General features: G+C 70.6%; 20 protein-coding genes. 5 read left to right on the top strand and 15 right to left on the bottom strand.

Annotated features, from left to right (window positions below; translation table 11 throughout):
• Nucleotides 1-117: 117 nt before the first annotated feature.
• Nucleotides 118-1,713, bottom strand: a complete 1,596-nt coding sequence (locus ABZ930_RS36225) for a cation acetate symporter (RefSeq protein ID WP_361557987.1) — start codon at nt 1,711-1,713, stop codon at nt 118-120.
• A gap of 457 nt (nt 1,714-2,170) precedes the next feature.
• Between ABZ930_RS36225 and ABZ930_RS36230 the strand changes: the two genes are divergently transcribed.
• Nucleotides 2,171-2,452, top strand: a complete 282-nt coding sequence (locus ABZ930_RS36230) for an HU family DNA-binding protein (protein WP_361557990.1) — start codon at nt 2,171-2,173, stop codon at nt 2,450-2,452.
• A gap of 95 nt (nt 2,453-2,547) precedes the next feature.
• Here ABZ930_RS36230 and ABZ930_RS36235 read toward each other — a convergent pair whose 3' ends face one another.
• Together ABZ930_RS36235 and ABZ930_RS36240 are read right to left on the bottom strand one after the other, a co-directional pair.
• On the bottom strand, nt 2,548-3,102 hold the full coding sequence (locus tag ABZ930_RS36235) for a TetR/AcrR family transcriptional regulator C-terminal domain-containing protein (RefSeq protein ID WP_361557993.1): 555 nt from the start codon (nt 3,100-3,102) through the stop codon (nt 2,548-2,550).
• A complete protein-coding gene (locus ABZ930_RS36240; RefSeq protein WP_361557996.1) occupies nt 3,075-3,857 on the bottom strand; it encodes an aminoglycoside phosphotransferase family protein in 783 nt (260 codons plus the stop codon). The genes ABZ930_RS36235 and ABZ930_RS36240 overlap by 28 nt, the downstream gene beginning before the upstream one ends.
• A gap of 85 nt (nt 3,858-3,942) precedes the next feature.
• Between ABZ930_RS36240 and ABZ930_RS36245 the strand changes: the two genes are divergently transcribed.
• On the top strand, nt 3,943-5,223 hold the full coding sequence (locus ABZ930_RS36245) for an MFS transporter (RefSeq protein ID WP_361557999.1): 1,281 nt from the start codon (nt 3,943-3,945) through the stop codon (nt 5,221-5,223).
• Nucleotides 5,224-5,342: 119 nt separating this feature from the next.
• Here ABZ930_RS36245 and ABZ930_RS36250 read toward each other — a convergent pair whose 3' ends face one another.
• The 4 genes from ABZ930_RS36250 to ABZ930_RS36265 form a co-directional block, all read right to left on the bottom strand.
• Nucleotides 5,343-5,927: a hypothetical protein gene (locus ABZ930_RS36250; RefSeq protein WP_361558002.1), complete on the bottom strand. Its 585-nt coding sequence runs from the start codon at nt 5,925-5,927 to the stop codon at nt 5,343-5,345.
• Nucleotides 5,928-5,986: 59 nt separating this feature from the next.
• Nucleotides 5,987-6,253, bottom strand: a complete 267-nt coding sequence (locus tag ABZ930_RS36255) for a hypothetical protein (RefSeq protein ID WP_361558005.1) — start codon at nt 6,251-6,253, stop codon at nt 5,987-5,989.
• 161 nt (nt 6,254-6,414) lie between these two features.
• On the bottom strand, nt 6,415-8,061 hold the full coding sequence (locus tag ABZ930_RS36260; RefSeq protein ID WP_361558008.1) for an amidohydrolase: 1,647 nt from the start codon (nt 8,059-8,061) through the stop codon (nt 6,415-6,417).
• A 59-nt stretch (nt 8,062-8,120) separates the two neighbouring features.
• Nucleotides 8,121-9,461, bottom strand: a complete 1,341-nt coding sequence (locus ABZ930_RS36265) for an MFS transporter (protein WP_361558011.1) — start codon at nt 9,459-9,461, stop codon at nt 8,121-8,123.
• Nucleotides 9,462-9,704: 243 nt separating this feature from the next.
• Here ABZ930_RS36265 and ABZ930_RS36270 point away from each other — a divergent pair, with 243 nt between their 5' ends.
• Nucleotides 9,705-10,625: a LysR family transcriptional regulator gene (locus ABZ930_RS36270; RefSeq protein WP_361558014.1), complete on the top strand. Its 921-nt coding sequence runs from the start codon at nt 9,705-9,707 to the stop codon at nt 10,623-10,625.
• Nucleotides 10,626-11,408: 783 nt separating this feature from the next.
• On the opposite strand, the gene ABZ930_RS36275 is transcribed toward ABZ930_RS36270, so the two are convergent.
• Together ABZ930_RS36275 and ABZ930_RS36280 are read right to left on the bottom strand one after the other, a co-directional pair.
• Nucleotides 11,409-12,767: a lipase family protein gene (locus tag ABZ930_RS36275; protein ID WP_361558017.1), complete on the bottom strand. Its 1,359-nt coding sequence runs from the start codon at nt 12,765-12,767 to the stop codon at nt 11,409-11,411.
• Nucleotides 12,768-12,804: 37 nt separating this feature from the next.
• Nucleotides 12,805-14,403 (bottom strand): GMC oxidoreductase, encoded by a 1,599-nt coding sequence (locus ABZ930_RS36280; protein WP_361558020.1) that lies wholly within the window; start codon nt 14,401-14,403, stop codon nt 12,805-12,807.
• A 319-nt stretch (nt 14,404-14,722) separates the two neighbouring features.
• Here ABZ930_RS36280 and ABZ930_RS36285 point away from each other — a divergent pair, with 319 nt between their 5' ends.
• Both ABZ930_RS36285 and ABZ930_RS36290 read left to right on the top strand, forming a co-directional pair.
• Nucleotides 14,723-15,334 (top strand): TetR family transcriptional regulator, encoded by a 612-nt coding sequence (locus ABZ930_RS36285; RefSeq protein ID WP_361558023.1) that lies wholly within the window; start codon nt 14,723-14,725, stop codon nt 15,332-15,334.
• A gap of 141 nt (nt 15,335-15,475) precedes the next feature.
• Complete coding sequence (locus ABZ930_RS36290; protein WP_361558026.1) at nt 15,476-15,934, top strand: hypothetical protein; 459 nt, start codon at nt 15,476-15,478, stop codon at nt 15,932-15,934.
• A 72-nt stretch (nt 15,935-16,006) separates the two neighbouring features.
• Here the strand turns inward: ABZ930_RS36290 and ABZ930_RS36295 are convergent, their stop codons facing one another.
• The 6 genes from ABZ930_RS36295 to ABZ930_RS36320 form a co-directional block, all read right to left on the bottom strand.
• Entirely contained in the window at nt 16,007-17,362 is a 1,356-nt protein-coding gene (locus ABZ930_RS36295; protein ID WP_361558029.1) for an FG-GAP and VCBS repeat-containing protein, read from the bottom strand.
• A gap of 189 nt (nt 17,363-17,551) precedes the next feature.
• Nucleotides 17,552-17,971, bottom strand: coding sequence for an SRPBCC family protein (locus ABZ930_RS36300; RefSeq protein ID WP_361558032.1), 420 nt, complete (start codon nt 17,969-17,971; stop codon nt 17,552-17,554).
• A 29-nt stretch (nt 17,972-18,000) separates the two neighbouring features.
• Complete coding sequence (locus tag ABZ930_RS36305; protein WP_361558035.1) at nt 18,001-19,011, bottom strand: aldo/keto reductase; 1,011 nt, start codon at nt 19,009-19,011, stop codon at nt 18,001-18,003.
• Between the two features lie 191 nt (nt 19,012-19,202).
• A complete protein-coding gene (locus tag ABZ930_RS36310) occupies nt 19,203-20,060 on the bottom strand; it encodes an arylamine N-acetyltransferase (protein WP_361558038.1) in 858 nt (285 codons plus the stop codon).
• Nucleotides 20,061-20,374: 314 nt separating this feature from the next.
• Nucleotides 20,375-20,713, bottom strand: a complete 339-nt coding sequence (locus ABZ930_RS36315; RefSeq protein WP_361558041.1) for a thioredoxin domain-containing protein — start codon at nt 20,711-20,713, stop codon at nt 20,375-20,377.
• 158 nt (nt 20,714-20,871) lie between these two features.
• Nucleotides 20,872-22,011 carry a helix-turn-helix domain-containing protein gene (locus ABZ930_RS36320; protein WP_361558044.1) on the bottom strand — a complete coding sequence of 380 codons (1,140 nt, stop codon included), beginning with the start codon at nt 22,009-22,011 and terminating at the stop codon, nt 20,872-20,874.
• Between the last annotated feature and the right edge of the window lie 33 nt (nt 22,012-22,044).

The raw sequence follows: 22,044 nt of genomic DNA on the forward strand, positions 1-22,044 counted from the left end.
GCCTCGTACTGGACGTACTCGGCCTTGTGCCCGGTGCGGCGAGAGCGCGTGCCAGGCGTCGCGGGGCAGAGGGGAGTTTGAAGACAGGCCCTAGGCATCGGCACCGACGAACGAGAACTACAACCGCGCGCTCATTCCCCGGCTCGCTGTCTTCCGCTCCTTCCACGCGCGCCCCTGAGCAGCGTCGGAGCGCGTGCGGCCCACGAGTCCGAGCAGGAAGCCGACGGGAATGGTGATGAGTCCGGGTGTCTGGAGCGGGAACCAGTGGAGGTCGTGTTCGGGGAAGACCGCGATGGGCGTGCCCGTGGTGGCCGGCGAACCGGCCAGGAGCAGCACGATGAGGGGGATGGTCCCGTAGACGGTCCTGCGCACACCGGCGGCGGAGTACCCCGGCAGGAAGAGCGCGTACAGCAGGACCGGGGCGAGCACCGAGGCCGCGACCGTGAACGACAGCGAGATCAACGTCAGCCTGCCACGGTCGGCGAGGACGGCCGACAGCACGACGGCGACGGCTCCCACGAACACGATGACCAGGCGCGCCCGCCGGATCTCCCCGGCGGCCGACGTCCCCTTGGCGCCGTGGGCGGATCTCTCTCCCAGGTCGCGAGTGAGGCTGGAGGCGGCGGCGAGGGTGATGCCTGCCACCGCCGCGAGGGTGGTGGCGAAGACGGCGCACGCGACGACGGCGAAGAGCATGCTGTGCCGCGCGCCCCCGGCGACGGGGTCGAGAGCTCCCGTCACCATCAGGAGCGCGGTCGCTCCTCCGGGGTCGGCGGCGCGCACCGCGTCCCGGCCGATCAGGGCGCAGGCTCCGAGCCCGGCCACCACCACCCCGGCACACACGACCGCGACGGGGCCGACGGCCCAGCCCACGGCGCGCCGCGCGGTACGGGCGTCCCTGAGCGGATGCAGCCGCATGGTGAGGTGCGGCAGGCAGGCGGCGCCGATCAGCAGAGTGGTCTGGAAGCTGATCAGGTCGAGGCGGCCCGCCAGGGAGGGGCCGAAGTGCAGGCCCGGCCGCAGGTAGTCGGCGCCGGCTCCCGAGCGGTCGCGGGCGGCGTCGAAGAGGGCCAGAGGCGACCCGCCGTACCGGGCGAGGACGATTCCCGCGAGGATCGACAGGGCGGTGAGGACCACGCCGACTTTGAGGATCTGTACGTAGCCGACGCCGCGCATGCCCCCGACCGCGGCGTAGGCGACCATGAGGGCACCGCCCGCGACCGTGCAGCCGGTCAGCGCGCCGTCGGGGAGGCCGAACATGGCGGCCAGGATGCGTCCGGCGGTGGTGAGCTGCACCAGAAGAAGCGGAGTGAGGACGAGGAGGCTCGCGACGCCCAGCGCCCTGCGCACCGACGGGTCGTCGAGCCGGTCGGCGAGGAAGTCGCCCAGGGTGAACACGCCCGCGCGGCGCAGGGGTTCACCCATGATCCGCATCACCAGAAACAGTGACAGGACGGTGGCACCGGCGAAGAGCATGCCGTCGGCGCCGTCGAGGGCGACCGCACCCGTGGTGCTGAGCAGGGTGGCCGCGGAGATGTAGTCACCGGCGATGGCCAGCCCTCCGCCGACCGGCCCGAAGGCCGCGCTGCCTCCCGCGTAGAAGTGCTCGGGGTCGTCCAGATCGGCCGCCGCGAGCCCGCACAGCAGCAACGACACGGCGACGAAGCCGAGGAAGACCACGACGGCGAACGACTGTCCGTCGCCGCCGATCACGGTCGGCGCTCCCGTGCGGCCGGTCTGCGGCGGCGGGTGAGCGGTGTCCGGACGGATGACTGACCCGGAGTCCAGGACGAGCGAGACGCTGGAGAAGGCATGCCGTGGATGGCATCAGCCGTCATGGCGACGCGTACAGGAGTAGCGGCGTTCTGGGGGCGCCCGCACAGCGAGGCCGAAGCCTTCTTGTGCGGTGACACAAACCGTCAGCCTGTGGTGGTGCCCCACGGTTTCGCGGCGTACGGCGTCCAGCAGTACTGGCGATTACTGGCCCACAGGACGGCCGTGCTGGTCGTCACGGCGTGTCCACCCGTCAGTTCTGGTGTGTTGGTGCGGCTGTTCGGGGCATGCGGCGCTGAGGCGTGCCGGTGTTGTCGGTGGTGGGTGGCAGCATGGGCCGCTTGATCTGCCTTGCCCTGTGGGGCGGGGATTGTCGACGCTGTAATGGAGTCTGAGTATGAACCGCAGTGAGCTGGTGGCCGCGCTGGCCGAGCGTGCCGAGGTCACCCAGAAGGACGCGGATGCCGTGCTGAACGCGCTGGCCGCAACGGTCGGCGACGTGGTCGCCAAGGGCGACGAAAAGGTCACCGTCCCGGGCTTCCTGACCTTCGAGCGCAGCCACCGTGCCGCGCGTGAGGGGCGTAACCCGGCTACGGGCGAACCGATGAAGATTCCCGCTGGCTACAGCGTGAAGGTGGCCGCGGGTTCGAAGCTGAAGGAAGCCGCGAAGGGCCAGTAACCCGCCGCGCGGATCTGAACAGGGGGGCTGCCCGGGGCCGGGCAGCCCCCCTGCCGCTGGAGGACTGGTGCTGCCTGCCACCGTTGCGGTGCCGCCTACCGGTTTGCCGTAACTCCGATGTCATTGCCCTGCGCCAGCCGACTGGCGAGGCCGTCGAGGATTCGGTCGAGACCGTAGGTGAAGCGGTCCTCCCGTACCTGCTGCGGGTCTGTCTCTCTGTCGAAGTCCGGGCTGTGGTCCGACAGCCATTCGAGCTCGGGGACACCACTGCGGGCGACGAGTGAGAGGTAAGCCGCCTCGCTGGTGGCGATCCCGATGACGTAGGACGTGAGCGCCCCTGCTGCGTGCTCCTCCTCGCTCGCGGGGAACCCCGCCGCCCGGAACTGCGCGAGGAGACCCGATGTCATGCGGACGGCGTTCGGGCCGACGTGGAGAAGCCCCACCTGACCGAGTTCCGGGCCGACCCAGGGATGGCGCAGGACCGTCGCCCGTAGCTCGGTGGCGGCGCGGGTGACCGCCGCGCGCCATGTGCTGCGGGTCGTGCTCCTGGTGCGGGCCTTGCGAGGTTCCCGGCAGACCGGGTCCCGGCCGGGATATGCCCTCGCTAGCTGGGGGAAGCGCCTCAGCCGGAGAGCAGGACGCGCATCCACTGGTCTTCGTGCTGTTCGATGTATTCAGCGTCGCTTCTCCAGGCGTCACCGTGGCCCTCGGCCCACAGGGTCGCCCAGGGCTGGACACCCCGGGCGGCCTGGTCACGCAGGAAGTCGTGCATGGAGCGCGTACGGCGTCCCAGCAGAGGGACCAGCCGACGGCGTTCGGCTTCGTCGAGGCCGTAGGCATTGGCGAACACCTGCAAACGCTCTCCCGCGTCGCCGCGTCGCCAGTCAGGATGCGCGGACAAGGGGACGAAGCCGTGCACGGCGTACGCGACGTCCCAGAGGCGGGAACCGGGGCCGGCGGTGTCCCAGTCGATGAAGGTCCATGGGGAATCGTCCGCAACCACCAGATTCCATGGGGCCAGGTCGTGATGGGCGATGATGTCGCCGCCCTCGGCGGGGATCAGCACCTGCCAGCGCGCGTCGGGCGGTGGCGTGAAGTCCTGTACGGCATCGTGGAGTTCGCGGATCATGCGGGCCACCCGGGCCAGTCGCCGAGAGGGTTCCAGCAGAGCGAAGCGGTCGGGCCAGACCACATGTCCCGGCACAAAGGTCAGGATCTCGCGCCCCTGGTCGTCGATACCCAAAGGACGAGGCGCCGCACGGTACCCCACCTCGTTCAGGTGGGTGAGCAGAGCGTGCACCGCCGGAGTCCAGGGGCCAGCCGGACGACGGACGGTATCTCCGACTCGAACGACACCTGCGCTGACGTTGCCGCCGGACAAGGGCTGTTCTTCCTCATGCTCCACCCGACCAGTGTGTCCGATCGGGCCGCCATGACCACCCCGTTGAAGAGTCACTACGCTGAGCGGCTTCACGGCTCGGGAGGTTCGGTTGGTACGGCGGAGCGCGCTCGGGCAGGATTTCCGGCGGTTGTGGGGCGCCTACGCGGTCAGTGCCGCGGGCAGTGCGGTCGGGATGGGGGCGTTGCCTCTGGTTGCTCTTCTGGTTCTGGATTCCTCGGCGTTGCAGGTCTCGGCGCTCGCTGCGCTGTCCGCGGTGGCCAGTGGGGTGATCGCTCTGCCCCTGGGAGTGCGGATCGAGCATCAGTACAAGCGGCCGGTCATGATCACCGCTGATCTGGCCCGCTGCGTGATGCTGGTGAGTATCCCGGCCGCCATGGCTTTCGACCGGCTCACCTTCACGCACCTGTGTGCCGTGGGCGTTCTGCAGACGGCGGCGGCCGTCGCGTTCGACGCGGCGAGCGGGGCGCACCTGAAGTCACTCGTCCGGCCCGAGCACCGTCTTCGTGCCAACAGCCTGTTCGAGACGACCAACTGGATCAGCGTCAGTGCCGGCCCGCCCGTCGGCGGGCTCCTGATCGGAGCGCTCGGCGCGGCCGCCACGATGGTGGTCGACGCACTGTCCTTCCTCGGATCCGCCCTGGGTATCCGTCGCATCCGGCAGCCTGAACCCACGCCACCGGCACGAGCCGCCACCTCTCACCTGGGCCGTGACATCGCCGCCGGCTGGCAGTACCTCCTGCGGCATCCAGGGCTGCGGCCGCTGTTCTTCAACGCCCTGCTCTTCGGCGGTTCCGTCATGATGACCTCACCGCTGGTGGCCGTCCTCATGCTGGACGACCTCGGCCTGGCGCCGTGGCAGTACGGACTCGCCCTCGGACTGCCGTGCCTGGGCGGTGTACTGGGCTCACGCCTGACTCCGCTGCTCACGCGGCGATTCGGGCAGCACCGCATCCTGTTGCTGTCCGGTGTGGCACGCACCCTCTGGACGATCCTGCTGCCGCTGACTCCCTCGGGTGCCCTCGGCGTATGCGTCATCGTGGCCGCCGACTTCGGCCTGCTCTTCTGCGCCGGGATCTTCAACCCGTCGTTCACCACGTACCGCATGGCGGCCACACCGGACGCGTTCATGTCCCGCGTGGGTACCTCTTGGTCCGTCGGTTCGAAGACGTGCCAGGCCATCTTCATGATCACCGGTGGTCTCATCGCCGCCGCAGCGGGAGTACGCGGCGCTCTGCTCATCGCCGGGCTGCTGTGCTTGGCGAGCGCGCTGCTGCTGCCGTGGCGAAGGGCGCGCTTCTCCACGGGACATGGTCCAGCGCCCATCACGGAAGCGGTTCCGTCCCCGGCCTCGGACAGTCCGTCCGTGTAGGGGTCTTGTCGACCTTTGCACGGCGGTCAGTGACGCACCGAAGGGGTGGCGAGCCCCGTCAGAACCGATCATGTCGGCGAGTACGGATCCCTCTGGGATGCTCAGCGCGTCGCCTGAAGTCACCGCCAGGCCGGCGGGACGGCTCCGAGCTGCTCCAGTACGTTCCAGCCAGCCGGGCGGACCGTGGCGTCCGTCCACGGAGCCCCGAGACCGGCCCAGTAGCCGCGGCGGGTACGGATGGCCCGCAATGTCTCCCAGTCTCCGGGACGCGCCAGGTCGTCGATGCCGGACTCGCCGCCGCAGGACGGGCAGACCGTCTCGGTCGGCACGCCGCCACGCCAGAAGCACGGCCCGGCCAGGCCGCAGATCCGGCACACGGTCTCCGTGCCCAGCGACCCGTACGAGCCCCGTTCAAGGGCGCGTTGTTCCCGGTCGACCAGAGGCGGGGGCGGAGTGCGCCACGGCGCGGGGATGTTCGTCACCTGCTGCAGCACCTCCCAGTCGCGTGGCCTGCTGTGCGGGCGCCACCACTGGGCACCGTGTCCGATCCACCAGCCCCGGAAGTCGTGCAGGCCCCGTACGCCGTCCCACGAGCCGGACTTCGCGCCCATGTCACCGATGCCGGACTCGCTGCCGCAGCAGTCGCAGACGGCGGAGGTCGGCCAGCCGTCCTCCCAGAAGGTGGCGTGGTTCCACCCGCACATGCGGCAGAACTCCTCCGGAGGAAGTGGCGCGCTCAAAGTCGCCCCGTTGTCCGGCATTCTCAGCGCCACTCCTCGGGGATGTTCTGTATCTGTCGCAGGAGATCCCAGTCCTTCGGGCGACGGTGAGGCACTGCCCAGGAGGCACCGTGCCCGACCCAGTACCCGCGGAGTTCGCGGACCTGCGTGAGGTTGTCGTCACCGATTCCCGATTCGGTGCCGCAGCAGTCGCAGATGACGTAAAGGGGGAAGCCTTGGGCACCCCACAGGATCTCGCCGTCGTCGACACCGCAGACGCGGCATGCGGTCTCGTCTCTCTTGTCGGACATTCCGCGATTCTCCACTCCGTCGGGCCGACGGTTCGGGGCGGGGTCGGACGGTCCCTCACTCCTCGTGGTACCGCGCCGACCCCGACAAGGTGGGAAGCCTTCCGACGCCCGGCGGACGGCGCGGTCCGCGTCCGTGGTTGTCGACCTGCCGGGCAGCCGGATCAGCCGAGTGCGCCCGCGTTGTGGACGACCCGGCCCCCGATCACCGTGGCGCCGACGGACAGGTCGGCGATTCGTCGGGGTGCCACGGTCAGCAGGTCGTCCGAGAGGACGGCGAAGTCCGCCAGCATGCCGCGTGCCAGGCGGCCCTTGCGGTCCTCCGCGTGTTCGGCATACGCGGAGCCCACGGTATAGGCGTACAGGGCCTGTGCGGGGGTGACGGCTTCCGCGGGTGCCAGCGGGGCTCCCGTGGCGGTGCGGCGGTTGACCATGTCGTGGATGCCGAGCAGCGGGCTCCCGTGCGCGACGGGGGCGTCGCTGCTACCGGGGAGGACGGCGCCGGCGTCCAGGAGGCTGCGCATGCGATAGCAGAGGGCGGAGCGCTCGGGGCCCAGTGCCGTGATCATGCCGTCGCCGATCTCGGAGATGAAACGCCCTTGCGGGACGGGAACGATGTGGTTGTCGACGAGGCGGCGGACCTGCTGGTCGGAGGCGACAGCGAAGTGCTCGATGCGGTGACGTGCGTCGGGGCGCGGGTGGGCGGCCTGGGCGGCTTCGAAGGCGTCCAGGACGACGTCGATGGCGGCGTCCCCGATGGCGTGGGCGGCGACCTGCCAGCCGCACCGGTGCGCCTCGGTGATCGTGCGGGTCAGCCAGTCCTCGTCGAACTGCAGGAAGCCGACGTTGTCGGGTTCGTCGTGGTAGCCGCAGCACATGTGCGCGGAGCGGCCGATGAGCGAGCCGTCCGTGGCGACCTTGGTGGCACCGATCTTCAGCCGGTCGTCGCCGAAGCCGCTGCGCAGTCCGAGGTCGAGTCCGAACCAGGAGGCGCCGTCGCCGACGGCACCCAGGTCGTGCAGCACGGTCATGTAGGGCATGACGGTGGTGCGGATGTTCAACACGCCTTCCTGCACGGCCCGGTGGAAGGCGTGCAGGTCTGCCGGGCCGTGTCCGACGTGTTCGGCGGCGGCGATGCCCGGTTCGGTGATGCTGGTGATGCCCTCCGTCACCCCCTGGTCGTTGCCGGCCTTGATGGCGGCGACGATCGAGTCCACGGGGGAGGGACGGAAGGCGCGGGTCACCAGGTGCTGGGCGGTCTCCTGGAGCAGGCCGGCCGCCCGGCCGTCCGGGGCGCGTTCGACGTGGCCGCCGTCCATGTCGGGAACACCGAGCCGGTCGGTGTAGCCGGCGCGGGTAAAGGCCGCGGTGTTGGCCACGCCCATGTGGCAGGAGACATGCTCCAGCCATACGGGGCGCCCCTGGGCCGCTTCGTCCAGGGCTTCGGCCGTCGGGTGCGCGCCGATCTTGTTCTGGTCGTACCCCGCGCCGAAGAGCCATTCGCCGGGGCCGAGTCGTGACGCCCGTTCGCGTACCGCGGCGTAGAGGGCGTCCAGGGTGGGGACGGTCCCCGCGTGCAGGTCGAGTTGGAGGAGGCGGCGGCCGCGCATGCTCAGGTGCTGGTGGGCGTCGTTGAAGCCGGGGACCACCGGGGCGCCCCGCAGGTCGTGGACCTCGTCGGCGGTACATCCGGTGACCTCGTCGTCGAAGCCGACGACGCGGCCGGCGACGACTCCGACGGCGTGGGCGGTGGGCCGGTCCGCGTCGAGCGTGGTGAAGCGGCCGTTGGTGAACAGTGCGTCCAAGTGCATGGCTGGTCCCTTGGGGCTGGCGAGGATGTGGGTGGCGAGGGTGCGGGTGCCGAGGAGGGTTACGCGACGGTGGGCAGGGCCTCCGCCTCCCGATCGGCGGAGCCGGGGGCGTCGAGGCGGCTGGAGCGGTGCCGGGCCAGGGCCAGCACGCAGACCGTGGTCAGCAGCAGGAGCGTGATGTAGTAGCCGACCACCGGCCAGTGGCCGCCGCCCCGGGTGAGCAGCCACTGGGCGACGAACGGGGTGGACCCGCCGATGACCGTGCTGCACAGCTGGTAGGCCAGGGACACACCCGTGTAGCGGACCCGGACGGGGAATGCCTGGGACAGGAACCCGGCCAGCAGGGCGTAGTAGCTGCACCCGGTGAGCACGCCCAGGGCCAGACCCACGGCGATCAGGGTGCTGTTGCGGGTGGCGATCAGGAGGAACATCGGCACCGCGACGGCGATGTTGGCGATCAGGGCGCCCGCCATCAGCCGGACGGTGCCCATGCGCTGCGCGAGCAGGGCCGCCAGTGGCTGCCACAGGAACTGCAGGACGGCGAGGACGAGGAGGATGTCGAGCATGGTCTGCCGGTGCACGCCAAGGTCGCTCGTGGCCCAGGACAGAACGAAGGTGTTGGTGAAGTAGGCCGACGAGATGCCCATGGCGCTGGCGCCGACGCCCAGCAGGACCAGCGGCCAGGACGTGCGCAACAGCTCGACCACCGGGATCTTCGGGGCGGCCTCCTCCTGCCGCTCCTTGGCAGCCTCGAACTCGGTGGACTCGGTGACCTTCAGCCGGATGACCAGACCGATGGCCACCAGCACGGCGGAGAGCAGGAAGGGAACGCGCCAGCCCCACGTCAGGAACGCGTCGTCGGGCAGATGCCCCACGGCGATGAAGACGAGGGTGGCCAGGATGGATCCGGCCGGTGAGCCCTGCTGGACCCACATACCGGCAAAGCCGCGCCGTTTCCGATCGGTGTTCTCGGTGGCCATGAGGACGGCGCCGCCCCACTCACCGCCGACGGCGATCCCTTGGACGGCGCGCAGCAGGACGAGCAGGACCGGCGCGGCGACGCCGATGGTGGCGTGGGTGGGCAGCAGGCCGATGAGGGTGGTGGCGGACCCCATCAGGACCAGGGTCGTGACGAGGACGTTCTTGCGCCCCACCCGGTCCCCGATGTGACCGAAGATCAGGCCGCCGATGGGACGGGCGAGGAAACCGACCCAGAAGGTGGCGAAGGCCGCGAGCGTACCGGCGGCGGGGCTGGCGCTGGGGAAGAACAGCTTGCCGAACACCAAAGCGGTGGCGGTGCCGTAGATGTAGAAGTCGTACCACTCGACTGCGGTCCCGACGAAGGACGCTGCGGTGGCACGTCTGGCGTTGCGGCCAGCGGTGGGTGCGGTGTGGGGCATGGCTGACTCCGGGGGTGAGCGGCGGTGCCGGCGGATTCGACCTGTACGCGGCGCGAGACGGCCAGAGGCTCTGCGCTGACCGCGACGCTGCGGGTGCCCGTTCGATCGGTGTGATCCGGTGCGATCAGTGTCGTAGCCGACCAGCCATACGGTCCAGTACCTTCTGAGCTGCACAGCCATACCTCACAGGCATGGGTCGTGCGGCTGACGGACGCGGACACGGACACGGAAAAGGGAGACGCGATGGAACTGAGGGTCCTGCGGTATTTCCTGGCGGTGGTCGACACCGGCTCCATGACTGCGGCCGCCGCGCGTGTCCACGTGGCCCAGCCCTCCATCTCACGGCAGTTGCGCACGCTCGAACGTGAACTGGGCGCGGAACTGCTCAGACGGACCAGCGGGGGAGTTCAGCTCACGGCGGCCGGCCGGCGCTTCGTACCCGTCGCACGCGACCTCACCCTGCGTGCCACCCGCGGCACTGAACTGCTGCAGGCCGTCACCGGACAGAGCCCCCTACAGTTCCGCGTGGCCTGCCCCGCCTCCACCATCGCGCACGTCGTGGCCCCGTTCGTCGCCGAACTCGGCGGCCCCTTCGCCGACGCCCGGGCCTGTGAACCCGCTCAGGTCTACGACCGCCTGACGGCCGGGGACGTCGACATCGGCATCTCCACCAGCCTGCCGCCCGGGGCGATGGCCGCGCAGCGCCTCGGCGACCGCAAGATCAGCGCCCAGATCCCCGCCTCGCATCCTTTGGCCCGGGAAGGAAGCGGCGACCTGGAGCTGTCGAGCGTGCTCGTCCATCCCGTCATCGTGAACAGCCGCGCGAGCGCCGTGCGCCGTGCCCTCGACAGTGCCCTGTACGAACAGGGCGCGCCGCTCCGGCCCGCGTTCGAACCGCAGTCCGAGGCCATGGCTCAAGCGCTGGCCGCCGCGGGCCACGGCGTCTGCATCGTCGTCGACCACCCGCAGTTCGACCTGCACACACGCCCCCTGACCTGCCAGGGGCGGCCGCTCACCATCTCTCTGTACGCCGGGTGGGACCCGGACCACTACGCACACGACGAGATCGAATCGGCCATGCGTGAACTGTCGGCCTGGCTCAAGGCCAACGACGGCGGCAGGAAGCCGGGCAGCCGTGCCGAACCCGGCGACGACCAGCAATGACGACGGCGGTGGAACGAGGCGCAGGGTGTGTGGCGTCCTGCGCCGGCCGGTCCGGTTGTGGGTGCGCAAGCCACAGGTCGAGACGGTCCGGACCCTGATTCGCCGCGCGTGGAGCGCATCGGGCTCGTAGGTGTCGGCGTACTCATGAACAGGCTCCGTCGAGTACGGATGGACGTGCTCGGCTCCAAGTTCGGTAACGCGGCGTCCTGGAGGTTTTCGAGAGGCCGCGGAGTGCGACAATCCTGCCGTGTCCGAAGCATTGTCGCGCTGGTACCGAGGCCGCCTGGTCGTGGGGCCGTTCAGGCCGTTCGAGGTGGGTGAAGTGGAACGTATCGAACGGGAGATCGGGCTGCCGCTGCCGCCTTCCTGTCGATCGTCTTCTGGGCGAGTACGGCCGCAGTCGTGAGGGGTGGCTCGCCCGTGAGGTCTCGCTGGCCGGCCTGCTCCCGATCGCCCGCAACGGCGGGAGCGACACTCTGTTCCTGGACCTGAATCCGGCCACTTCCGGCCGCCTCCATGCTTTCGTGCACGGCATTCCCCACCCGGGATACCTGTCGAAGGGGGGTCTTCACCGAGGTCGCTCACGACTTCGACGCCTACCTCGACAGCCTCGTCGTCGATCCGGACGGGCTGCGGCCTGACGCGACAGGTGCGTTCGAGGAACGCTCTGCGCGTTCCGTCCCCGACCGAGGAACCGGCAGCGTCCGACCCCGGCGGCCACGGACAGGCCACGGGATGCTCGACGCCGCGGGGACCGTACCCCGCGACGTCGAGCGGTGGGGATCAGGGCTGGACGGGCATGGTCCAGCAGTTGGACTTGACGGACTTGCCGGCGAGCCGGTCGGTCAGCCAGGAGATGGCGTCGCCCTGGTCGGTGATGAGCGGCACCAGATGGTTGGTGACGATCTTGTCGCCCAGGTTGGGCAGCTTGACGGCGTCGTAGGTGACATCGCCGCCCTTGCGGCACCAGTCCACGGCCAGCTGCCGGGCCTGGGCGTGGGGAACGATGTCGTCCTGGGTGCCGGTGGCCACGCGCACGGGACCGGAGGGCTTCATCGTGCCGATGCGCTGCTCGTTGAGCACGGCCTGCGCCGCGGGCTCGGCCGCGATGACGTCCGCGATGGACTTGCCGTCCTTGGTCCACTTGCTGCTCTTGGCGAAGCCGTAGCCGAAGAGCGCGTCGCCGATGCACATGGTCGACGCGTCCTTGAGGACCGCCTTGCCGCTGTCGCTGACGTTCCGGTCGACCACGTCCCGCATCTGCGGGTAGGCCTGGACGAAGCCGCTGATCGACCAGGCCAGCGCGCCGGCGAGGGCGCTGCCGTCGATCCCCTTCATGGTGGAGACGAGGTCGGCCGGCGGCGCGCCCGCGTAGGTGCCCTTGAGCGGGACGTCGGGGGCGTAGGCGGCCTGGAGTTCGGCCGCCGAGGCCGACGCGCCACCGCCCTGGCTGTAGCCGTACAGGCCGGTCGGCGAGTCGGTGGTGATCGACGTGCTCGGCAGTCCGCGGGCGGCGCGGACCGCGTCCAGCAGGGCGTGGCCCTCGTCGAGGCGGTTGACGTAGGTGTGCAGACGGTCGGTGGCGCCGAGTCCGGCGTAGTCGGTGAGGACGACCGCCGATCCCGTGGCCAGGATGCGGTAGATGGCGAGAGCCTCGTAGCCGACGGAGGTGGTGTCGCCGGTGAGGGTGAGCGGATTCTCCAGCGACAGGGAGGGTGCGCACTGGTCGCCCTGGCCCATGGTGCCCGAGGCCACCGCCACCAGCGGGCGCGGTCCGGACTTCGTCCAGGCCGCCGAGGGCTCGATGTAGGTGCCGGTGACGGCGACGGGCTGCCCGGTGGAGTCGGTGGACTTGTACATCAGGCGGGTCGCGGTGCCCGGCATCGCTCTGCCGTCGAGCCCCGGGATGCTGAGGCCCAGCTTCATCGGCTCGGTACGGATCAACGCGCCGTTCGCGGAAGGCAGTTCCGCCGGCGGGTTGTAGAAGGTGGGGATGGTGACCCCGCGGGAGACCACCGGGTCGGAGCCGGCCGCCGAGGCGGGCACGGTCGCCAGACACAGGCAGACGGAGCCCGCGACGGCGCCGGCGGCCAGCAGGCCTCCGGTGCGGTGGGACGAGGGGAGACTCTTGTTGCGGCTCAAGGTGTGCTCCTCGGTCGAAAAGGGTGTTCGGGGTGGGTCAGATGGCCGTACCGACGTCTTGGGCGGTGATGGCGTCCAGCGCACGCTCGGCCACGGCGGCGATGGTCATCGAGGGGTTGCAGGCACCCGTGGTCCCGGGGATCAGCGCGCCGTCGAGCACGTAGAGACCGCGCTGGCCCCGCACTCGGCCCTCGAGGTCGCAGACCGTGCCCATGGACGCCCCGCCCAGCGGGTGCCAGGTGCTGTTGACCAGGGAGTTGGTGTCGGTGAGGGCGCCGAGTCCCTTGGACAGCGCGGTGACGCGGGTGTGGATGTTGCGCCGGCTCGCCGCGTCACCGTCCGAGGGCCACTTCAGGGACACGGAGTCGCTGCCGGCGTCGTAGCTGAACCGGCCCCGGTCGGCGCTGACCCCGAAGCCGACCAGCATGGTGGTACGGGTGTCGAGGCCCACCGGCGGGAGGGACGCCTGGATGACGGTGTTCGCGGTGGACGGGTCGTCCCACTGCTTGCTGCCGTAGACGACCGGGCCGCCCTGCTCGGCCCCGAAGTCCTCCTGCAGATTGGTCCAGGCGTAGATGCGGTCGCCGTTGGTTCCCCAGCCCTGTCCGAGGCCGTCGGGCAGGTCGGGGATGGCGCCGGTAGCGCCCGCACGGACCAGGAGTTTGCTGGTGTTGACGCTGCCCGCGGCCATGACCAGGGCGCGGGTGGTGAGGATCTTCTGCTCCTGGACGACGCCGTAGTCGTCGGTGCGGTCGACGTGCACCTCCCAGCGGCCGTCGGTCGCCCGGGCCACGGAGGTGACGTGGTGGTGGGTCGCGACGGTGACCCTGCCGGTCGCCTCCGCCTGCTTCAGGTACGTCACGTCGACGGAGTGCTTGCCGCCGTTGTTGACGCCGAGCGCGCAGTCGCCGTTGGAGTACGACGCCTTCATCTCACCGCGCAGTTCGGCCAGGGCGTAGTCCCAGTCGATCGGCATCGGGATCTTCTCCAGGCCGTAGCCGGCCTTCTTGACTCTTTCGGCGAAGACCCGGGCCGCGTAGTAGTGGGGGCTGGCGATCAACGCGTCCGGGGCGGTGGCCACTTGGAGCATCCGGGCGACCCGCGGGTAGTAGGTCCGGTCCATGCGCCCCCAGTCGAGCCCCTCGGGAAGCCAGGTGTTGAACACGGCTTCGGAGGGCTGAAGGGTCATGCCCTGGTAGACGAGGGAGCCGCCGCCGACCCCCGCCGCGCAGACACTCAGGATGTTGTCGCCGAGGACCGGTTCGAGGAGTCCGGCGTAGGGGGCGAAGTCCAGCGGCGTGCCGATCAGCCGGGCGAGCGGCCGGACGGCTTCGGGCACGGTGCCGTACCAGAGTGCGCGTTTGTCCAGGTTGGACGGGCGGGGGAAGGTGTCCGCGTTCGGTCCGGTCGGCCAGCGGCGGCCGCGCTCGAGGACGGTCACCGGGACGCCTGCCTGCGCCAGGCGCAGTGCGGTCACGCCGCCGCCGAACCCGGAGCCGATGACGACGGCTCTGTGGTCCTCCCGGGTGAGCCGGATCCGGGCCGGGGCCGCGGATGCGGTGGCGGACGGGAGGAGGCCCGTGGCGGTGAGGGCGGCAGCACCGGTGAGCAGCGTGCGCCGGGTGGGAGAGGGCATGAGCGACTCCTTGACGAAGTGCGGGGCATCGCCGATCGCAACTAAATGGCATGGGCATGCCAATGGCGGGTGAAGTGGGGTTACCCGCCGGTTACTTACCGGAGAGTAAGCGTGGGTGTCTCTCACTGACAAGGTGGCTGCATGCGTCAATCGTGCATGGAGTGAGTCGATCAGATCGCCGCGCGAGCACGGAGCAGGTCAGGACCGTCCGGCGAGAAAGGTTCATCGGCCGACACCCCCTCTATATGCTGCGGTGACCAACGGACGGGACGGTGGAACGACAGTGCGCCAGACGCCGGTTGAGTCACTACGGCAGGGGATGACAGGGAACGAGCGCCTGTCCCTCGTGGCGCGCCGAAAGGCCGCGCTGCGCCTGGAGATCGCCTGTGCGGCGGTGCGCCTGTTCACCGAGCAGGGCGTCTCCGCCACGACGGGCGAACAGATCGCGCAGGCCGTGGGCGTCTCCTCCCGCACCATGTGGCGCCATTTCCCCACGAAGGAGAGCTGCGTCCTGCCCCTCCTGACGGCGGGGCTCGACTTCGCCGTGGACCGCCTGCGTGACTGGCCGGCCGGCATGAGTTTGCTGGACTTCTTCGCCGAGACCTGTCGCAAGGGCGATCTGCCCGCCGCCACCCCGGAGATCCTCGACCTGATCAGGATGACCGCCACCGACCCGGCCCTCCGCGCCGTGTGGCTGCAGGCCCACGACGAGGCGCTGCCCGTACTCTGCGGGCTTCTCGCTCGGCGCTCCGGCGCCGCTGCCGACGACCTGCGGGTCATCGTGCACGCCGCGACGCTGAACGGCGCGCTGCGTGCCGCGGCGGAGGACTTCGCCCGGCGGTACACGGACCGGCCGGAAGCCGTCGACTCCGCGCTCGCCTCGTGTCTCGAGGCCGCTCTGCGCGCGGCCTCGGAGGGGCTGCCCTACTGAGACGGCTCGACGTCCGGCGACTGTCAGTGCGCACAGGACCGTTGGGTACCCCGCGCGCGGACGTAGTGGAGGCGTGCGGCATGCTCCCTTTTCCGGTCCGGTGTCGACCCGACCGGTTCGATCATGTCTTCAGGAGTACCCGTGAACGCAAAGCGCCGCCGCCTGCTGCTGGCCACCGTTGCCCCCATGCTGGCACCGGACGAGCAGGTCGAGGTCACGACCATCGTGAATCTCAGCTCCGTGTCGGTGCGCCGTACCGCGGCCGTCGCCGTGGCCTCGGCCGTCCTCAGCGCCGGCGCCGTTGCCGTGATCCCCACGCCCCGCCCGATGTACCTGGCCATGACGGACCGTCGGATCTTCATCTTCCAGGCCGATCCGACGTTCGCCAAGACGGGGGAGCACGTCATGACGATCCCGCGTGCGGGGCTGATGCGCACTCAGATACGCGAACGCTGGCTGAACTCGTCCTTCGTCGTCTCCTCGCCCGCCGACGACCGAGGACTAAAGATCACCTTCCCTCTCCTGGGACGCTCGGAACGCAACGTCATCGCCGCGGCCCTGCCCGTCGACACTCCCGAAGCAGCCATGCCTCCCGCATGACCGGTCGGCGTCGAGCGGAAGGGGCGTCGAGTCGGACGGACGTCTGTCGTGCCGTCCCGATGGGCGCTGCGCTCAGCGGAGGTCCTCCGCGGTGAAGTGCCCCTGGTACGTCATCCCGCGATCGGTGCCGCGCAAGACCCAGAACGCGTCGAGGTCCCGCTTCTTGGCATCCAGATAGCCGGTGGAGCCGAACACCACGTCGAGGTGGCCGTCGCCGTCGGTGTCGAGCAGCGGGCTCACGACGGTGATGCGGTGCCGGGTGGGGCCGCGGCCGGGCGAGGGCGTGTTGCTGCCCGGGACGCCGGGGCTGTCCAGCGTCACCGCCCGGATGTCCCCGGCGTCCGCCCGCTGCACGTCGGGGATCAGCCAGACCACGCCGTTGTTGTCGTTGGCGCCGGTCGCCGAGGTCACCAGGTCGGCCCTGCCGTCGCCGGTGACGTCGCCCAGGGCCGTGTCGCCCATGCCGCCGTAGTGGGGCCCGCCGCCGAGGCCCGGCGGGGCGGCGGTGCCCACTACGCCCTTGCGGCCGCTCTCCGGACCGGAGGAGGTACTCAGCCAATAACCCGCGCCCAACTGCTTTCCGGACGCGGTGAAGTACGCCGCGTACAGATCGTCGATGCCGTCGCCGTTGATGTCTCCCGGCTGCCCGTCCAGGCCCAGGTCCGGCCGCTCGCGGCGTTCGGTGAGCCGCAGCCCTTCGGGGCCGCCGCGCAGGCGGTGCTGTCCGGTGAAGGTCACGTCGCCGTCCCCCTCCGACTCCGGGTCGGTCCAGGCGAACCAGAGCGCCAGGTCCGTCGCCTTGTCGCCGTCGAAGTCCCCGGCGAGCACCCGATCAGGGATCGAGTCCGCCGGATGCTCGTAGCGCAGGTCCTGGCGGTGGGCCGGGGCGCCGTCGCGGCCGATGGGCCCGTACCAGACCGTGCCCTCCGGGCCCGTCGCACCGCCCGGAACGAACAGGTCCGTGGCGCCGTCGCCGTCGAAGTCACCGATGGCAGCGGGACCCTTCGCCGGCCCCGTCAGCGGCTTCGCCGAGGCGGCCAGCCCGCGCGGCCCGCCCCACAGCACGGCCGGTGGCCGCGTCTCGGGGGACAGCAGCAGATCGGTGAAACCGTCGCGGTCGAGATCGGCCCGGAACAGCCGAGTCTGCTCGGAGCCGTTCGCGGGGGCGGGCTGCGCTACGACGGTGCGCAGGCGCGGGTCGAGGCCGTGCGCCGAGCCGTACACCACGGTCAGCCGGCGGCCCGACAGCACCGCGAAGTCGTCGCGGCCGTCGCCGTTGAAGTCCCCGGTGCGGGGATGCGCCGAGGCATTCCCGGCCGTCGGCCGCCCCGCCTTCGGCTGCTCGTCCACTCGGTCGGGAGTCCCGCACCCCGACACCAGCACCGCCACCAGCGCTGTGGCGACGGCCCCCGCGACATGTCCCCGCATCCCCGGCCCTCCCGTGCGGGAGCGACCCGACGACCACGAAGTCGTAGGCTGCGACCGGCACTTCTGTCACGGCGGAAGATTAGGCATGCGGGCCGGGGCAGCACAACGCTCTTCGGCCCGGCCGCCGCTCGCGCGTGTCAGCCCGGGCACGTGGAAAACGTGCCCGGGCTGGTCGGGAAGGCGTCCGGGTCAGGAGGCGAGCGCCTTGTGCAGGGCGTCGAGACCGTCGGCGTAGATGCCGGTGAAGAGCTCGACGACCTCCTCATCGGTGGCGCCCTTGGCGTGGAAGCGGCCCGACCACTGGACCTCTGCGAGGTCGTCCCGGCCGGGAACCGTGTGGACCCGGATCGTGGAAAGGTAGCCGTCGACGGGGAACGGGGCCTCGAGGATGGCGTAGCTGTAGTGGCGCTCGGCCTCGTCGAAGCCGACCAGACGCTCCACGATGACGTCGCCGTCGGGGTTGGTCAGGCGGCGGACCCGGCCGCCTTCGAGAGCGGTGCTCGCGGAGATGTAGGGAAGCCAGTCGGGCAGGGCGTCGAAGCCGCCGATCAGGCTCCACACCTGGTCGGGGGAGGCGGGGACGGTGCGGGAGACGGACGTGGAAGCCATGATCGCTCCTTGTGGTGTCGCGTGTGGGGTCAGGCGTTGTGCGGGAGCGGGGCCGCCGGGCTGACCAGGCCCGCGGCGCGCAGGTCGGTCCAGAACGCGTCCGGGACCGTCTCGTTGAGGGCCGCGGTGTCCTCGGCGATGCGGCTTGGCCGGGTCGCGCCGGGGATGACGGCGGCGGACGCCGGGTGGGCGAGGGAGAACTGCAGGGCGGCGGCCTTGATGCCGACGCCGTGCTTCTCGGTGAGGGCCTTCAGCTTGCCGACGCGCTCGATGATCTCGGCGGGTGCCTGCTGGTACTCGAAGTGGGTGCCGCCGGCCAGGATGCCGGAGCTGTACGGGCCTCCGACGACCATGTCGACGCCCTGTTCCTGCGCCATGGGCAGCAGACGGGTGAGCGCGTGCTCGTGGTCGAGCAGGGTGTAGCGGCCCGCGAGGAGGAAGCCGTCGGGCCGGGGCTCGTCGAGGGCGAGGGTCAGCTCGATGGGCTCGGTCTTGTTGACGCCGAGACCCCAGGCCTTGATGACGCCCTCGTCGCGCAGCCGGGACAGGACGCGGAAGGCTCCGGTGCGGGCTTCCTCGAACTTGCCCAGCCATGCGTCGCCGTGGAAGTCCTGCGCGATGTCGTGGACCCAGACGATGTCGAGGCGGTCGGTGCCGAGCCGCTTGAGGCTTCCCTCGATGGAGCGCTCGGTGGCGTCGGCGGTCCACTCGTGGAGGAGCTTGTTCGGGTTGCCGTGCTCGAACAGGCCGCCCTTCTCGCCGAAGTCCGGCGCGGCGGTCTCGTGCTCGTCGAGGATCACCCGGCCCACTTTGGTGGAGAGGACGAACTCGTCGCGCGGCTTGCCGGCGAGTACCTCGCCGAGCCGCTCCTCGGCGAGTCCGGCGCCGTAGAAGGGAGCGGTGTCGTAGAAGCGGATGCCGTGGTCCCAGGCGGCCTCGACGGTGGCGCGGGCCTCGTCGGCGGGGATATCGCGGAACATGTTGCCGAGCGGGGCGGTGCCGAAGCCGAGGCGGCCGGGAAGGAGGTTCTTGAGCGACATGGGTGGTGCCTTTGCGAGATGTGGGGGTGCGGGCCGGGTGGCCCCCGTGAGCGCCGCGTCCGGGTGCGAGCGTGCGCCTTACAAACGAAGACACTACTTGCATGCGCGGGCTATTGCAACCGCCCCTATTGTGCGTACGCGCCACAAGCGTGAGCCCGGGCCGGACCTCCCACCCGCCGGGGCCCCCGGCATCATCGCCCGTCGATACCGGCCTTCCCGAGGATCGCGGTCAGCTCGCCGGGAGTGAGGGCGATGTCGAACGTGTCGGCGAGGAGCTCGCCGATCTGGGCGGGCGCGACCTCCTTCTCCACGCACGCGCCGTCGGGTGTGAACACCCTCCAGGTGGTGCCGTCGAGCTGGTGGTGCTCGGCGCCGGTGAATCGCTGGGCGAACAGGCGCGTCACGAACGGGGAGCGCGGGTGTGTGCCGACGTAGTGGCTGCCGACCCGGTAGTCGACGGGGTACTGCTGCACCAGGACGAAGGTGTTGCGGTCGGTCCAGCCGTCGGCCCCGTACTGGTACGTCGTCCAGGAGTCGGCCAGGGCGCCGGGCCGCCGTTCGAGACGGTAGCGCCAGCCGTCGGCCTCCAGCGTGGCGCCGTCGGCGAGCTCGATCGGCGCGGTCGGGCCGCTGCCGAAGCCCACGTCGCAGAGCCAGGCACGCGCGTCGTCCGGGAAGCGTACGACCACCATCGCGTGGGTGGCCGGCGTGACTCTGGGGGCGCCGAGGGTGATGCGGCCGCTGATGCCGGTGATGTCGAACCCGAGGCGTTCCAGAGCGGCGGCGAAGAGGACGACGTGCTCGTAGCAGTAGCCGCCGCGGCGTCGTCGCACCAGGCGCTCCTGCACCGAGTCGAGGTCGAGGGGGAGGGGGAGACCGAGGACCGCGTGGACGTTCTCGAAAGGGATCGACGTGGTGTGGGCGCGCTGAAGCCGCCCGAGGGTTTCCAGGGTCGCGTCGCGCGAGCCGTCGAACCCGATCCGGTCGAGGTAGGCGTCGAGATCGAGTTCCTCTCCCTGCCACACCGCTGCCGTCCGCTTGTCGTCCATGCCCTCGCCTCTCGTCCGGGTGCGCCACGGCCACCAGTGCGTACCCGCACGCCTGGCCCTCCCGGAACCTACGCCAGGCACCTGCCACCCACCTCGCCCAGAGGTCTCGGACGGAACCCCTCCATTGGACCTAGGTCCGTTCGTACGGTTCAGACGGTGCGCTCCGAGGCGATGGAGAGCGAAGGCGCGTCCGACGGCAGGGCCTCCCCGCGGTGAAGGGCGCCGGCCTGCGGGCATGGAGATGCGTGTCCGCAGGCACTCCTGTGGTGGACGGTCTCTCGATAGGGCTGGCCGAGTTTCTGGCGCCTACAGCCTCAGAGGTGGCCGTCCAGGAACTCCCGTACCTCGGCGGTAGTCATGAGCCCGGTGGCGTGCGCCACCGCCTCTCCCTCCTTCAACAGGACGTAGGACGGGGCTCCGGTGATCCCGTATCGCTCGGTCGCGGCCGGACAACGCGTGATGTCCGCGCGGACGGCCGTCACACGGCCCGTGTAGTCGTCGGCGATGCCACCCACGACGAGGTCCATCACCCGGCAGGGTTCGAGTGCCTTGGGCCAGGTCCCGGTGAAGTATGCGAGAACCGGAACTCCGCTCATACCGAGGATGAAATTGAACTCCGCGTCCTCACGGGGCCGGTGAACCCGCTGCGCCATGGAAGCTCCTGACCTCACGTTCCGTCATTCCATCTCCATCATCCCCCGCGCGGTGGGTCATGCCGGCCCGGGCCCGCACGAGCCAGCTGACGGCACCGAGGACGAGGCACGATGTGCGGACCGCTCGCGGACGCGTTCGTGGAAGGTCGAAGTACGCGTCAGGTGACCCGGGCGCCGACCGCCAGCGTCAGTTCAAGAACCCGGTGCGGCGACGCGAGATCCGGGAACAGCTCCCGCAGCTGCGACATCCGGTACCGGACGGTCTGGGGATGGACGAACAGCACCGCCGCCACCTCGTCCCGCCTGCCCTGGTGCAGGAGCCACGCCCGCAACGTCTCCTCCAGTCGCCGTGCGGTGGCGGGAGGCAAGGTACGCAACGGGGCGAGGGCTCGGGCACGCAGGTCCGCGAACGCGTCCACGTCGGCGCTCAGCACCAACTCGGGCAGGTGGTCCTCGGTGTCGTGGATATCGGAGGAGAGGGAGCGCGCGCGCACGGCTCGGGCGTACGAGGTGGACACACGCGTCCATGGCCGGGCCGGGCCGACCACGGCCGTGCGGTCGGTCAGTTGCCGCAGGAGACGTGACCGGTCGGCATCGGGGACGAGCAGCACACCGGTGGCGTCGGGCAGATCGTCGAGGACGAGGGTGCTCGGGTCGAGCGTGCGGTAGGCGGGCCGGGTCTGGGCGGCGGGGAGCAGAACCGCGGTCAGCGAATCCGGAGGCTGCCACCCGGCCCGCTGAACAGAGGCCAGAAGCACGTCCTGGCTCGCGCCGGCGAGGAGGTCGCGGGCCAGGTGTTCCAGGTGGAGCTCGTGAGCCCGGCCCCGGGCGGCCAGTTCGTCGGCGTGGCCCGCGGCGCTCGCGGCGGAGAGCTCGTCGATGTAGGCGAAGGTCAGCTCGGCGAACTTGGCGACCTCAGCGGCGGGCAGACCCGCGGGAACGGCACCCGCTGCCAGGCATCGCCAGGCCACACGGGCGCCGACGCGGTAGGCGCTGAGCAGGGCGTCCATCGAACGGCCGTCGCGCACCTCGCCGCGCCCCAGTTCGTAGGCCGCGTCGCCGCCGTCGCCGCCCGTGGCGTTCCCGCTCGCGAGATCCAGGTAGTGGCCCAGGGCGGTGCGGACGGCCCGGCGGATGGTGCCGCCCATGCGGCCCGAAAGGGCGTTGGCGTAGGGAGGGACCTCGTCGATGATCGCCTGGACGACCTCGTCGGCGGTGGTCTTCAGCGCGGCCCGAAGCGCGGTGACCGTCGTCTCGTCCAAGGCCAGTTCGCTGGCCCGCCGGATTGCATGGTTCACGTTTTTGTTCCCTGCGAACAATTCAGTCGACCA

The sequence above is a fragment of the Streptomyces sp. NPDC046716 genome, assembly GCF_040645755.1.
Taxonomy (GTDB): domain Bacteria; phylum Actinomycetota; class Actinomycetes; order Streptomycetales; family Streptomycetaceae; genus Streptomyces.

Excerpts from the sequence above, each read along its gene's own strand:
- ABZ930_RS36230 (WP_361557990.1), top strand. The coding sequence starts at position 2,171 with ATGAACCGCAGTGAGCTGGTGGCCGCGCTGGCCGAGCGTGCCGAGGTC.
- ABZ930_RS36250 (WP_361558002.1), bottom strand. The coding sequence starts at position 5,927 with ATGTGCGGGTGGAACCACGCCACCTTCTGGGAGGACGGCTGGCCGACC.
- ABZ930_RS36255 (WP_361558005.1), bottom strand. The coding sequence starts at position 6,253 with ATGTCCGACAAGAGAGACGAGACCGCATGCCGCGTCTGCGGTGTCGAC.
- ABZ930_RS36260 (WP_361558008.1), bottom strand. The coding sequence starts at position 8,061 with ATGCACTTGGACGCACTGTTCACCAACGGCCGCTTCACCACGCTCGAC.
- ABZ930_RS36265 (WP_361558011.1), bottom strand. The coding sequence starts at position 9,461 with ATGCCCCACACCGCACCCACCGCTGGCCGCAACGCCAGACGTGCCACC.
- ABZ930_RS36270 (WP_361558014.1), top strand. The coding sequence starts at position 9,705 with ATGGAACTGAGGGTCCTGCGGTATTTCCTGGCGGTGGTCGACACCGGC.
- ABZ930_RS36280 (WP_361558020.1), bottom strand. The coding sequence starts at position 14,403 with ATGCCCTCTCCCACCCGGCGCACGCTGCTCACCGGTGCTGCCGCCCTC.
- ABZ930_RS36285 (WP_361558023.1), top strand. The coding sequence starts at position 14,723 with ATGACAGGGAACGAGCGCCTGTCCCTCGTGGCGCGCCGAAAGGCCGCG.
- ABZ930_RS36295 (WP_361558029.1), bottom strand. The coding sequence starts at position 17,362 with ATGCGGGGACATGTCGCGGGGGCCGTCGCCACAGCGCTGGTGGCGGTG.
- ABZ930_RS36300 (WP_361558032.1), bottom strand. The coding sequence starts at position 17,971 with ATGGCTTCCACGTCCGTCTCCCGCACCGTCCCCGCCTCCCCCGACCAG.
- ABZ930_RS36305 (WP_361558035.1), bottom strand. The coding sequence starts at position 19,011 with ATGTCGCTCAAGAACCTCCTTCCCGGCCGCCTCGGCTTCGGCACCGCC.
- ABZ930_RS36310 (WP_361558038.1), bottom strand. The coding sequence starts at position 20,060 with ATGGACGACAAGCGGACGGCAGCGGTGTGGCAGGGAGAGGAACTCGAT.
- ABZ930_RS36315 (WP_361558041.1), bottom strand. The coding sequence starts at position 20,713 with ATGGCGCAGCGGGTTCACCGGCCCCGTGAGGACGCGGAGTTCAATTTC.